The organism is Arthrobacter sp. StoSoilB20 (genome assembly GCF_019977295.1).
In the GTDB taxonomy this organism is placed as follows: Bacteria; Actinomycetota; Actinomycetes; order Actinomycetales; family Micrococcaceae; genus Arthrobacter; species Arthrobacter nicotinovorans_A.
This window is the reverse complement of the sequence record NZ_AP024651.1, coordinates 3,034,673-3,047,560: the sequence shown is the minus strand read 5'-3', so window position 1 is coordinate 3,047,560 and position 12,888 is coordinate 3,034,673. Positions and strand designations below refer to the sequence as shown.

General features: G+C 63.2%; 10 protein-coding genes and 1 tRNA gene. 2 read left to right on the top strand and 9 right to left on the bottom strand.

Annotated elements, in window-relative coordinates:
* Positions 1-4: 4 nt before the first annotated feature.
* The 3 genes from hrpA to LDN85_RS13790 form a co-directional block, all read right to left on the bottom strand.
* A complete protein-coding gene (gene hrpA / locus LDN85_RS13800; protein WP_263422063.1) occupies positions 5-3,958 on the bottom strand; it encodes an ATP-dependent RNA helicase HrpA in 3,954 nt (1,317 codons plus the stop codon).
* A 13-nt stretch (positions 3,959-3,971) separates the two neighbouring features.
* The gene (locus LDN85_RS13795; RefSeq protein WP_223943329.1) at positions 3,972-4,964 is read right to left on the bottom strand and encodes a WYL domain-containing protein; all 993 of its coding nucleotides are present in this window, start codon (positions 4,962-4,964) and stop codon (positions 3,972-3,974) included.
* Between the two features lie 155 nt (positions 4,965-5,119).
* Positions 5,120-5,290 carry a hypothetical protein gene (locus LDN85_RS13790; RefSeq protein ID WP_167332875.1) on the bottom strand — a complete coding sequence of 57 codons (171 nt, stop codon included), beginning with the start codon at positions 5,288-5,290 and terminating at the stop codon, positions 5,120-5,122.
* A gap of 81 nt (positions 5,291-5,371) precedes the next feature.
* Between LDN85_RS13790 and LDN85_RS13785 the strand changes: the two genes are divergently transcribed.
* The gene (locus LDN85_RS13785; RefSeq protein WP_223943328.1) at positions 5,372-6,340 is read left to right on the top strand and encodes a helix-turn-helix domain-containing protein; all 969 of its coding nucleotides are present in this window, start codon (positions 5,372-5,374) and stop codon (positions 6,338-6,340) included.
* Positions 6,341-6,371: 31 nt separating this feature from the next.
* On the opposite strand, the gene LDN85_RS13780 is transcribed toward LDN85_RS13785, so the two are convergent.
* From LDN85_RS13780 to LDN85_RS13755, 6 genes are all read right to left on the bottom strand, one after another.
* Positions 6,372-6,674: a protealysin inhibitor emfourin gene (locus LDN85_RS13780; protein WP_026540119.1), complete on the bottom strand. Its 303-nt coding sequence runs from the start codon at positions 6,672-6,674 to the stop codon at positions 6,372-6,374.
* Positions 6,675-6,752: 78 nt separating this feature from the next.
* Positions 6,753-7,793 (bottom strand): M4 family metallopeptidase, encoded by a 1,041-nt coding sequence (locus tag LDN85_RS13775; RefSeq protein ID WP_035760499.1) that lies wholly within the window; start codon positions 7,791-7,793, stop codon positions 6,753-6,755.
* Between the two features lie 156 nt (positions 7,794-7,949).
* A tRNA-Arg gene (locus tag LDN85_RS13770) sits at positions 7,950-8,022 on the bottom strand.
* Between the two features lie 118 nt (positions 8,023-8,140).
* Positions 8,141-9,643, bottom strand: coding sequence for an oxidoreductase (locus LDN85_RS13765; protein WP_223943327.1), 1,503 nt, complete (start codon positions 9,641-9,643; stop codon positions 8,141-8,143).
* A complete protein-coding gene (locus LDN85_RS13760) occupies positions 9,640-10,512 on the bottom strand; it encodes an FAD:protein FMN transferase (RefSeq protein ID WP_223943326.1) in 873 nt (290 codons plus the stop codon). The genes LDN85_RS13765 and LDN85_RS13760 overlap by 4 nt, the downstream gene beginning before the upstream one ends.
* Positions 10,513-10,516: 4 nt before the next feature.
* A complete protein-coding gene (locus LDN85_RS13755; protein WP_223943325.1) occupies positions 10,517-11,002 on the bottom strand; it encodes an FMN-binding protein in 486 nt (161 codons plus the stop codon).
* Positions 11,003-11,219: 217 nt separating this feature from the next.
* On the opposite strand from LDN85_RS13755, the gene argS reads away from it, so the two are divergent.
* Positions 11,220-12,884, top strand: a complete 1,665-nt coding sequence (gene argS, locus LDN85_RS13750; protein WP_026546124.1) for an arginine--tRNA ligase — start codon at positions 11,220-11,222, stop codon at positions 12,882-12,884.
* The last annotated feature ends 4 nt before the right edge of the window (positions 12,885-12,888 follow it).

Sequence of the window (12,888 nt, the reverse complement as noted above, 5' to 3'; positions counted from 1 at the left end):
CCAGCTAGGCCGGAGCCAAGGCCTGGTTCAGTGCTGTCCGGATACGCTTCTCAGAGACCGAGTACGCGGTTCCAAGTTCCACTGCAAAGAGGCTGACCCGCAGCTCTTCGATCATCCAGCGCACCCGTGTTAACTCAGTGCCGGCGCGGCGTCCCGGGAGGAGTGCTGAAACGGCGTCGTCGTAGTCGTCCTCGAGCGCCTGCACGACAGCCATGTTGAGCCCATCGCGCTGGACGTTGCCGGGAAGCTTTTCCAGCCGCTTCTCGATCGCCTGCAAGTATCGCGGCAACTGGCTGAGCTGGGCATAGCCCGTCTGTGCCACAAAGCCGGGATGCACCAACTGCTCCAGCTGCGACTTCATGTCATTGAGGGCACTGATGAGCGGCAGGCTTGCGTTGGACTTCAGCTCCTTCTGGATGCGTCGCGTACTGGCCAGAACGCGTTCGACGACGGCCGTCACCGTGAACACGGTATCGATCAGTTCCGCACGGACCACTTCATACAACGCATCGAAGGACTTCCGGTCCCACGGCAGTTCCTGGGGCGTCAGTTTGTCGATGGCAGCCAGGGCGCAGTCCGCAATCAAAGCACTGACGGATCCGTGCGGGTTTTGGCTGAAGGTCAGTTTTTCCATGTTGCTCAGGTGCTCCAGCACGTAGCGGTCAGGAGGCGGAATCCGCAGGGCCAGCAGCCTGATGACGCCGCCACGCATGGCGGCTTCCTGTTCTGCCTTGGTCTGGAAGACCCGCAGGGCCACAGTGGTTCCTTCGTCAACCACTGCCGGGAAGCCTGTGACGGAGTGGCCCTTGACAGTACGCGTTACCTGCCGTTCCACAGTCCCGAAGTCCCACTCCGTGATGCCGCTGCGTTCAGCCACTGCAGCATCAGTCCGGCTTCCGGAGGCAGCAGTGGCGTCGGGTCCCTGGCCGTTTGCCGTGCGCGCCGCACCGGAAGCCTTGCCGGCTTTGGCACGTGCGGTAGTGGCCGGGGTAGCGCCAAGGGATTCGGCGATTGCGCGGCGTGTGGCAGGGGCAAGCCTTTCCTGGAGCCCGGCAAGGTCCTTGCCTTCGTCCAGGACCTTCCCCTTGCTGTCCACCACCTTGAAACTCACCCGCAAATGCGATGGCACGGCATCCCAGTTCCAGGAACCGGGGGGAATAACATGCCCACGGAGGCGGCGAAGCACCAGCTCCAAAGACGGGTCCAGCTCATCGGCAGCCGGGTCAAAGTCCGCTTCAAGGGCAGCAGTTGCCTGCCGGGCCACATCAGGGGCAGGGACGAAGTTCTTCCGCACCTGCTTGGGCAGCGACTTGATCAGTGCCGTGACAAGCTCCACGCGCTGGCCAGGTATCTGCCAACGGAACGGGGCATCGTCCAACTGGTTGAGGAACAACACAGGGACCTCGGCGGTGACACCGTCCGATGGGTTGGGGGCAGACCCCGGTGCAACGGGATGGAATTCGTAGCTCAGGGGGAGCTCGAAGCCCTTGTGCAGCCAGGTCTTGGGATAGGCGGAGTCGTCCAAGGCATCGGCGTCCTCGCTGATGAGCAGCGATTGGTCGAAGTCCAGCATTGTGGGATCGGACTGGCGGGCGTCCTTCCACCACTTGTCAAAGTGCCTCTCGGAGACCACTTCCTTGCCCACGCGTGCGTCGTAGAACTCGAACAGCGTTTGGTCGTCCACCAGGATGTCGCGGCGTCGCATGCGCGTCTCGAGTTCTTCGATTTCCTGCAGCAGTGCCCGGTTACGGTGGAAGAACTTGTGGTGGGTTTTCCACTCGCCCTCCACCAGGGCGTGCCGGATGAAAAGTTCGCGCGAGAGTTCAGGATCCACCCGGCCATAGTTGATCCGGCGCTGGGGAATGATCGGCACGCCGTAGAGGGTGACCTTCTCATGGGCCATGACTGCGCCTTGGCGGGAGGACCAGTGGGGTTCGCTGTAAGAGCGCTTCACAAGGTCCGGAGCCACCTGCTCAGCCCACAGGGGATCGAACTTGGCAGCGACCCTGGCCCACAACCGGCTGGTTTCCACCAGTTCAGCTGCCATGACAAAAGTCGGAGACTTCTTGAACAATGCCGAGCCCGGGAAGATGGCGAAGCGGCTGCCCCGCGCCCCGGCATACTCACGCTTGCGCTCATCCAGCAGGCCAATATGGCTCAGGAGTCCCGAGAGCAGGCTGATGTGGATACCCTCGTAGTTGCCCACGGGATCGGCTTCGCGTTTGTTGTCCAGGGCGATGCCCAAGGGCTTGGCCAGTTGCCTGAGCTGCGTGAAGAGGTCCTGCCACTCCCTGACCCGCAAGTAGTTGATGAACTCGTTGCGGCACAATTTCCGGAACTGGGTGGAGGACAACTCGCGCTGCTTCTCCTGGATGTAGTTCCAGAGATTGAGGAAGCCGGTGAAATCGGAAAGCTCGTCACGGAAGCGCGCGTGCTTTTCCGAGGCCAGTTGCTGCTTGTCCGTTGGCCGTTCACGGGGGTCCTGGATGGTCAGTGCCGCGGCAAGGATCATGACTTCTCGGACACAGCCGCGCTTGCCGGCCTCGACAATCATGCGGCCCAGCCGGGGGTCCACCGGCAACTGGGCAAGTTTTTGCCCGACGGCGGTGAGGCCGCTGCCGCTGCGGCCGCCGCCACTGCCGTCACCTGACTTGGGTGAACTCAACGCACCGAGTTCGCGAAGGAGCGTGACGCCGTCGTTGATTGCCCTGGAATCAGGCGGCTCCACGAACGGAAAGTTCTCCACGTCCTTGGGACTGCGGGCCACGCCCATGGCGGTCATCTGGAGGATGACGGCTGCGAGGTTTGTCCGGAGGATTTCCGGATCCGTGAACTGCGGACGCGACTCGAAATCTTCTTCCGAGTACAAACGGATGGCGATGCCCTCGGACACACGCCCGCACCGGCCCGAGCGCTGGCTGGCCGAGGCTTGGGACACCCGCTCGATCGGCAGGCGCTGGACCTTGGTCCGGTGGGAGTAACGGGAGATACGGGCGGTCCCGGTGTCGATCACGTACTTGATCCCCGGGACGGTCAGCGAGGTTTCAGCCACGTTGGTGGCCAGGATGATGCGCCGTTTGCCCCCGGGATTGAAGACACGGTGTTGCTCCTGAAGGCTCAGCCGGGCAAAAAGTGGAAGGACTTCGGTCCCGCCCAGGCGGCGGTTGCTCTGGATACGCCCGTTGATGGCTTCGGCGGCGTCGCGGATTTCGCGCTCACCGGAGAAGAAGATGAGGATATCGCCGGGTGCTTCCTTGGCGAGCTCGTCCACGGCGTCACACACCGCGTCCAGGGGATCCCGGTCCTCTTCGAGTTCATCATCCGAGCTGTCCTCGTCGCCGCCGGCAGGCTGGGACAACGGCCGGTAGCGGATCTCCACCGGATAGGTACGGCCCGAGACCTCGATGATGGGGGCGGGCTCTTCTTCGCTTCCGAAGTGCTTGGCAAAGCGCTGGGGATCGATGGTGGCCGAGGTGATGATGACCTTCAGGTCGGGGCGCTGGGGGAGGATGCGTTTGAGATAGCCCAGGATGAAGTCGATGTTGAGGCTGCGTTCGTGCGCCTCATCAATGATGATGGTGCTGTATTTACGCAGCAGTTTGTCACGTTGGATCTCCGCGAGGAGGATGCCGTCAGTCATCAGCTTGATCTTGGTGGCCGCACTGACCTCGCCGGTGAAGCGGACCTGGAAGCCCACTTCCTGGCCGATCTCAACCTCCAGCTCAGAGGCAATGCGCTCAGCCACGGTACGGGCCGCCAACCGGCGGGGCTGGGTATGGCCGATCAGGCCCTTGTCTCCAAGGCCAAGTTCGAGGCACATCTTGGGGATCTGGGTGGTCTTGCCCGAGCCGGTCTCGCCGGCGATGATGGTCACCTGGTTGGCGGCGATGGCCGCCATCAGATCCTCGCGGCGCTCGGAGACGGGCAGCTCAGCGGGGTAGGAAATATGAAGTGTCATGGCTGCTGCCAGTCTACTGTGGCTGCGGTTCCGCGTCCGCGTCCTCCGTCACAGTGCCCGCTGCGGCAGAAAGCCGGAAGGAAAGGTGGCGGGCGAAGGACCTGAATTCCTCCGGCTCAAGGATCTCAAAGTCCATGTCCAGGGCGGCAAGATAAGCCGCCGGGGCGGCCAGGTTGTCCCATCCTGAGCGCAGGATGGTTGCTCCCGGACCATCGGCGGTCAGCGTCGCGTACTGCGGGCTGACGACGGCGGCCACCTCCGCCAAGGGCTCGTTAAGCCGCACCACGACGTCAAACCTGTAGGGGGAGCGGGTGATGGACTGCTGCACGTAGGCTGCCAGGTCCTCGGCGGGCAAGGCACGGGGCGTATATCTTTTTCGTTCGGACGGCAGTGAGGCGAAACGGTCGGCGCGGAAGGTCCGCCAGTCTTCCCGGTCCACGTCCCAGGCCACCAGGTACCAGCGCCTTCCTGTGTCGACCAATCTGTAGGGTTCCACGAGCCGGCGTGCAGCCTCGCCTTCGGAGGTGACGTAGTCAAAGGAAATCTGGCGCCGGTCCGAGATCGCCGCTGAAACCACGGTCAGCTGTTGCGGATCAACCGTGGCCGCATTGCTGGGCAAGGTGGTCACCGCTGCTTTCAGCATGGCGAACCTGGGGCGGAGCCTCGATGGCAGCACCTGTTCCAGTTTTGCCAAGGCGCGTACAGAGGCCTCGCCAATCCCGGCTACGGGTCCCGCGGCTACGGAATTCAGTCCCAATGCCACCGCCAGCGCTTCGTTGTCGTCCAGCAGCAGCGGCGGCAGTTGTGCGCCCGCTCCCAACTGGTAGCCGCCTGCGATTCCCGGGGATGCATGGATGGGATACCCAAGGTTGCGCAGCTTGTCGATGTCACGGCGCACGGTCCGTTCGGTCACGCCCATGCGGTCCGCGAGTGCCGGTCCCGTCCACTCCCGGCGCACCTGCAACAAGGACAGCAGTTGAAGGAGCCGGGCGGAGGTTTGGATCATGGAAGTGAATCTAGTCCATATGCGGGATGTTGAGCCCTCGCCGCGTGGGCCGGCGAAGGAACGCCCGCCGTCTGGGGAATCTGCGCAGAATTCCGCGAACGGCGGGCGTCGGACGGGTGGTGGGCATGCGAGGAGATGCAGTTTCCCGGCATGTCCTAGTAAATGCGGGGGTTCCAGTACGGCGTGCTGGGAGCCTCGAAGGCACTCCAGGGTTCCTTGGACTCAATGGGCGGGTTGTGGCCGCGGCCGTCCTTCAACAAGGCTGAGACGGTGGCTGCGACGGAGGTGATAAGGACGATGAAAAGGATGATTCCGAAGATTTCCATGTCTCAAGCCTGCTCCTGTGGAACGCCTGGAAACAGTGGCAGAAATGCCCCATTTAGATAATTTTCTGCCACACTGGAAACATGTTGAAATCAGTGGCAGTGATCGTGGTTCCCAACTTCTCGGTCTTCGAATTCGGCACGGCTTTCGAGGTCTTTGGCATCGACCGGACGGACAGGGGCGCCGGCGTTCCGGCTTTCGACTTCCGGGTGGTTGCACCCGAGCCGGGGGATATCCTCATGAAGTCCGGTCTGTCCCTTCATGTGAACCTCGGCCTCGAAGCAGCAGCCGATGCAGACCTCGTCATCATGGCGCCCTTCGGCCGGGACCAGGAACTCCCGGAGTCGGTAATGGAAACCCTGCGCAATGCCCATGCCAGGGGCGCGTGGGTGATGTCGATTTGCTCAGGCGCCTATGCACTGGCGCGGGCAGGGCTGCTGGACGGACGCCGGTGTACCACCCACTGGCACTACTCGCAGGACCTCGCCGGCCGATACCCCTCGGCGATCGTGGATGAGAACGTCCTCTATGTACAGGACGGGACCATCATCACCAGTGCCGGGACAGCGGCGGGGATCGATGCCTGCCTGCACCTGGTCCGCGTTGAACTGGGAGCCAATGTTGCAGCCGCCATAGCGCGCGACATGGTGGTTCCGCCGCATCGCGATGGTGGTCAGGCCCAGTTCATCGACCGTCCCATGCCCCGCTGCGGGTCCGCGCCCATGGAAGAACTCCTCCGGTGGATGGTGGAACACCTCGACCAGGAACACAGCGTGAACGAGTTGGCGGCCCGCCTCCATATGTCGCCAAGGACCTTCGCCCGGCGCTTCAGGGCCGAGACAGGTACTACTCCAGCCGCCTGGTTGAATTCCCAGCGGGTGCTCAGGGCCCAGGAGCTGTTGGAGAGCACGGAGCTGAACATTGACGAGATCGCCAGGGAAGCGGGATTCGGGCATTCGGTGCTACTCCGCCACCACTTCACGAAGGTGCTGGACACGAGCCCGCAAAGTTACCGGCGCGCGTTCCGGGGCCAGTTGGCGGAGGCTATTTAGGGGCGCCAAGGACCAAGGCGGGCGGGGTCTTTCAGCGCCTTCCCCCGAGCCGGCCGCGGGACTCGGACCCCTCGGCCTTGGCACACTCCACCAGTTCCTGCCAAGGCCCTGTGACAGCGCGGTCCGGGAGGGTTGCGCGCCGCTGGCCTGCCCTGATGGAGTACATGAACCGGTCCGGCTCGTTGGCTGCCCGTGCCTGGCTTTTGGCTTCATCCCAAGGGCAAGCCTCCACCATGGGGACCCATCGTTCCTTGTCATCAGGGGAGACTGCGTCCACGCTCCAGACGCGTGTCATCGCTGCAATTCCCCCACTGCGTTGGACGGTGATCTTCATGGCCGGCTGCTTCTCGTTCGACGTTTTCCGTCAGTCAGCCAGCGGGACCGCACCAAGCCGTCCGGTCCCGCCATCCGACTAAACCTTGACCTTCACAGTCTCCCATGCCTTCAGGACGGCGTCATGCTCTGCCGAGCCTGAACCGAAGAGGTCCACGGCGGTAGCTGCGGTGGTCTTGGCAAATTTGCCAAAGGTGCAGGTCGCCGGGAGCAATCCGCTTGTCAGCGTGCTGTACCAGATCTGTCCGGGCGCTTCCCACGCCGCCCCGCCCAGTTCCGAGGCCACCACGTAGAAAGCCTTGTTGGGGATGCCGGAGTTGATATGCACCCCGCCGTTGTCGGCGCTGGTGCGAACGTAAGTGTCCATGGAATCCGGCTGCGGATCCTTGCCGAGGATGTCGTCATCGTAGGCGGTGCCCGGTGCTTTCATGGAGCGCAAGGCAGCGCCTTGGACCTGGTCGGTGAAGAGGCCTTCGCCGATGAGCCAACTGGCACTCGCCGCAGATTCCTGTTTCAGGTATTGCTCCACGAGGACGCCGAAAACGTCCGACATGGATTCGTTGAGTGCACCGGCCTGGTTCCGGTATGCCAGGTTGGCAGTGTACTGGGTGACACCGTGCGCGAGTTCGTGGCCTATAACGCTGACGGACTTGGTGAAGCGCTGGAAGATCTGTCCGTCACCGTCGCCAAAGACCATCTGGGAGCCGTCCCAGAAGGCGTTGTCATAGAGCTTCCCGTAGTGGACGGTCGCATCAAGGGCCAGGCCGGCGTCGTCGATGGAGTCCCTGCCGAAGATCTCTCCATACAGGCGGTGCGTGCTTCCGAGGCCATCGTAGGCCTCATTGGCAGCGGTGTCCTCCACGGGCTCCGCGCCTTCCTTCCGGACAACCCGGCCGGGCAAGGCCTCTGAAGAACCGGCGTCGTAGATGGTCCGCTTGGGTGGTCCGGGCTTGGCCTGGCGGGCACTGGGCGGAGCCGGGGGAACGGGCGCGGTGCGGATGGCCTGCAGGTTCTTGATGTGCACCAGCGACTCTTTGGCGGCTCTGGCCACGGCCCGCAGCCGTGGCTCGTCCTGGGCGGCAATCTTGCGAAGCATGTACGGCGGTACGATCGAGCACATCACGGCAAACCCCTTTGGCTATCGGAAAGACCAACTGAATTCAGACTAGGAGCAGCCGCAGACAAAATTGCGGTGCATGCCCGGCAAGCCTTGAACTGATAGCGGGTAACCGGCACACATAAATACCCCGCCAGCGAACTGGCGGGGTATTCGTTGTGCCCTCGATAGGATTCGAACCTACGGCCTTCTGCTCCGGAGGCAGACGCTCTATCCCCTGAGCTACGAGGGCATCCAGGGTTCCCTCCGTTGCCGGTGGGACGTCCTAGAGCTTAGCAGCCACTGAGCCGCAAATGAAAACCCGGCTCTCCGCCGGCAAGCTCTGCCGTGGACCATCTGCTCTCCGGGGATCAATACCCGGCAAATGAATCCACGTGGACACGCCGCGCCCCGGCAGAACGGGCCGCGGCGCGCAGCGAATCGACGCTCGCCGGTGACCCGGAAACGAAGACTTCGCGTTCCCCGATGTCAGGCACCAACTCCTTGAGTCGGGCCGCATCGATCCTGGCGGCGCCGGCGTCGGTCATGAACTCCGGCGGAGCGGAACCGTCGGCCAACCTGGCAATTACCGTGGCCCCTGAGGCCTCCAACTGCTCCACGCCGGCCAGTTCCTCCCGGCTTTTGGCGAGGTAGAGAACCACGGTGTCACGTGCCGGCGCATCTGCGGCCAACTGTGAGAGGAAGGGCGTGATACCGATGCCCGCAGCCATCAGCAGGACCGGCCGCCCGGCGTCGTGCGGTAAAAGAAAGTCTCCGCCCACGGCTGTGGCCGAAAGCTTGTCTCCTGGCTGCAAAGCCAGCAGTGCCCGTTTTGCCGTGGACAGCGGCTCGGCGGTCCCGACGCCGAACGTCAGCTCACCAGCCCCCGGGGGGCTTGTGATGCTGAAGACCCGCCTGCGGCCCTTGCCGTCGGAGGCGGAGTGCGGGAGGTTGAGTTCCATGAATTGCCCGGCCTCGAACCGCACAGGGCGCTGCGGCTCAAACCGGAACTCCGTAGTGCCAGGGGTCAGGGCCCTGGCACCTTTGAACGTCAGCTCAACCCCGCCGCGCTGGCCCAGGAAGAACGCCACAAGGTTGCCCAGCAACAACGCCAGTTCGGGGGAGTTGGCGATGAACCCGAAATTATAGGGAACCGCAAAAACAACGCCCACGACGCCGGCAAGCGCCAACTGCTGCCAGCGCCGGGGCGGGAGGGTAAGGGGTTCGGAAAGCATGAAGCCCACGAAGAACAACAGGGGCCGCTGGGCGAAGGACTGCCACAAGGCCTGCCCGAACGTCATGCTGCGGCTCATCAGTTCCACGGTGATAATGCCGGCAGCCACCACCAGGAACACCGTGGCCATGAGCATTTTGCGCGTGCGGTACAGGACAAGCAGCACGCCCGGGACCAGCAGCCAGAGCATGGCCGGGGTTGCAGCCCACCACGTGGCAATGTTCAATCCCGTCAGGCCCGTGACAAACGCGCCGGCCGCGGCAGGATTGAAGATGTGCCGCCCCCGGAATGCCAGCGCGTACTTGGAGACGCTCGCTACCAAGCAGGCCAAGGCAACACCGGTCATGTCCGTTATCCCGAACGCGGGCCAGAACAGGAAATAGAGCAGCAGCCCCGTAATCAGGGAGGACTCCGTGTGCGGCCTGACACGGAAGACGGCGGCCAACAAGCGGTTGGAGGAATAGGTCACCCCAAGGCAGAGCACCAAATGCACCAGCATTTCCGGAAGCCCGAAGGTCAGCCAGCCCAGGACGTTAAGCACCATGCTGTAAGCCACCAGCACGGCCAACACCCATAGGATCAACCGGTACATCGTGAGGCGTCCCAACCACGTATCCACCCGGGACTTAACGGCAATCATGAGAACAGTCTCCCCTCGAAACTCTCCGAAAACGTGGCGGCACCACTGGAGGACACCCTGAGCCAGGCGACATCGAACTCCTCCTGCAAACGGGCCGGTTCAATCATGAACAGGGCAGTAGCCACGGCATCGGCCACCAGCGCGCTCGCAGCCATGGTCCAGGTGGCCACTGTGGTGTGAATGGGTTTGCCGGTGGTCCCGTCCAGGACGTGGTGCAGCCCATCTCCCCAGGCGCGCCGGTTGGAAGCGGAGGCGCAGAGCGCGGAATTGTTCAGTTCAACAGTTCCAATGGCTTGGCCCGGGTTATAGGGATGCTCCAAGGCGACCATCACGGGATGGGTCCCCGAGTGGAGCATGTCGCCGCTCCCATCCACCAGGAAGTCGGAATGGCCCTTTGAACGCAGGACCCCACCCAGCAGGTCCACCAACTGGCCCTTTCCTGCTGCCCCCACGTCCAGGACCACCGGTTCGGTGGCAGCCAGGGAAGTACCAGTCCACTCGAGGACATCTTCCCAGCGTGGCGGGGCCTGGGGACTTCCGGCGGGCACCAGGGAGTACTGGGGATCGTAGCCAAGCCGTTCCAGGCTGCTGCCGATGAGCGGGCTCATGGTTCCCCCGCTGAGCCGATACAGGGTGTCGTAGACCTGATGAAGGGCTGTTGCGTGGCCGGGCAACGTGATCCTGCCCGGCCCACGGGACAGGCCGGACACCAGGGAGTCCGGCCTGAACCGCGAATAGGTCCGGTCATACTCACTGACTGTTTCCAGCAGTTGGTGCCGCACGGCCGGTACCAATGCCTCCGGCGTCGAAACTTCCCAGCGCGTCCCGATGCCGTCAAAGCTGAAGGAGGCCCAGTCCGGGTGCGGCATGGTGCTACTTGGCCTGGGACTTGATCTGTTCCACGGCGTCATTGAAGCCGCCGGAGGTCAAGGAGGAGCCGGCCACCTTGGAGACGTTCAGTTCATCGATGTTCTTGCCGACAATCTGTGCCGAGATTCCGCCAGCGAACTCGCCTTGGAACTTCTTGGTGTTGGGGTTTGAGGGGTGGGTGGTGATGTTGACTGCTGAAACTTTGTCACCGGCCAACGTCAATTCCACGCCAACGGTCTCCTGGCCGTTGGGGGAGGTGTACGTGCCGTCGGCGCTGTAGGTACCGTCCTTATAGGTGGATGTTCCCGCCGCGGCTGAGCCGGACGAAGAAGAGGTGGGGCTTGTGGTGCTCGCCTGACCGCCGTTTTCGGCAGCCGGCGTGGATTCGGCGGCCGGCGATTGCGAAGAAGGGGCGCAGGCGGCCACGGCACCGATGAGGGAGAGGCCGGCAAATCCGGCGTAAATGCTCTTGCGGAGTGGCGTAGTCATGGTTCTGCTCGTTTCAACTGGACAAGAATCGGTCATGGGGCTGGTGCTCGCAGGAGGGCGGACCAGGCCGCCTCCTACGTGTTCACAACGTTGAATTCAGCGTAATGGTTCAGTCTGTGCCACCGGGCTCTCATGGCTGTGCCCCGCCCGTGACGTGACTATCCACATAAGGAACCCCCAATTCCGCGACTTTGCAGGCCCCCGGTAGGCTAGATGCGTGACTCCCGAAGAACTCTCTGCTGCCATATCCGCCTGCCTTAAGGACGCCGTCTCCAGCGGCGAAATCGCCTTGACGGAATCTGCCGTGCCCGAATCCGTGCGGGTGGAGCGACCCAAGAACCGGGATCATGGAGACTGGGCCACCAACATCGCCCTCCAGCTCTCCAAGCAGGCAGGCATGAATCCGCGCGAATTCGCCGGTATCCTCAGCAACCATCTGCAAGGCATTCCCGGCGTCAGCGGCGTGGAGATCGCAGGTCCCGGATTCCTCAACATCACTGTGGATGCCGCCACTGCCGGCGCCCTTGCCAAAGCCATCGTCGAGGCCGGAACCAGCTACGGAACCAACCAGGCGCTCGCAGGCCGCGTGGTGAACATGGAGTTCGTCTCGGCGAACCCCACAGGGCCGCTGCACATCGGGCACACCCGTTGGGCCGCACTTGGTGATGCGATTGCCCGTGTCCTGCGTGCTTCCGGCGCCGACGTCACCGCTGAGTACTACATCAACGACGCCGGCTCGCAGATGAACGTCTTCGCCAACTCGGTCCTCTCCCGCCTGCACGGCCGCGGGGTGCCCGAGGGCGGATATCCCGGTGAATACATCCGCGAACTTGGCGACGAAGTCCTCAAGGCGCACCCGGACATCCGTGAACTGACGGATGAGGCCGCCCTGCCGGTGATCCGTGCTGCTGCCTATGAGGCGCAGATGGCCGATATCAAGACCACCCTGGCGGAATTTGGTGTCCACTTCGATGTCTTCTTCTCGGAGAAGGAACTGCACGACGCCGGTGCGATCGAATCAGCCGTCTCCCGCCTTCGCGAACAGGGCCACGTCTTTGACGACGGCGATGCCGTATGGCTGCGCACCACGGACTTCGGTGACGACAAAGACCGCGTCATGATCCGCGCCAATGGCGAACCCACCTACTTCGCCGCGGACGCTGCCTACTACCTTTCGAAGAAGGACCGCGGATTTACCGAGAAGATTTACCTCCTCGGCGCGGACCACCATGGATACATCAACCGGCTCAAGGCCATTGCAGCCTGTGCCGGCGATGACCCGGAGGTCAACATCGAGGTCCTCATCGGCCAGTTGGTCTCGGTCAACGGCGCAAAGCTGTCCAAGCGTGCGGGCAACATCATCGAGCTCAAGGACCTTATTTCCTGGCTCGGCAAAGACGCTGTCCGCTATTCCCTGGCGCGTTTCCCCGCCGACTCACCTCTGACGTTGGATCCGGAACTGCTGAAGAAGCACAGCAACGAGAATCCTGTGTTCTATGTCCAGTACGCCCACGCCCGTTCCCGCGGCACAGCACGCAACGCGGCCGAGGCCGGAGTGGAGCGCCAGGTTGATGGCGTGGATGCCTTCGACGCCTCGCTCCTGGATCACCCCACGGAAAACGAGCTCCTTTCCTACCTGGGCAGTTACCCGTCCATCGTGGCCAAGGCCGCCGAGCTGCGCGAGCCACACCGGGTGGCACGCCACCTTGAGGTCATCGCCGGGGCCTATCACCGTTGGTACGACGCCTGCCGGGTATCGCCGCAGGGTGATGATCCCGTCCTGGACGTGAACCGCACCCGGCTTTGGCTCAATGACGCCACCAGCCAGGTACTTGCCAACGGACTCGAACTGCTGGGCGTCTCGGCGCCGGAACGGATGTAGGGCA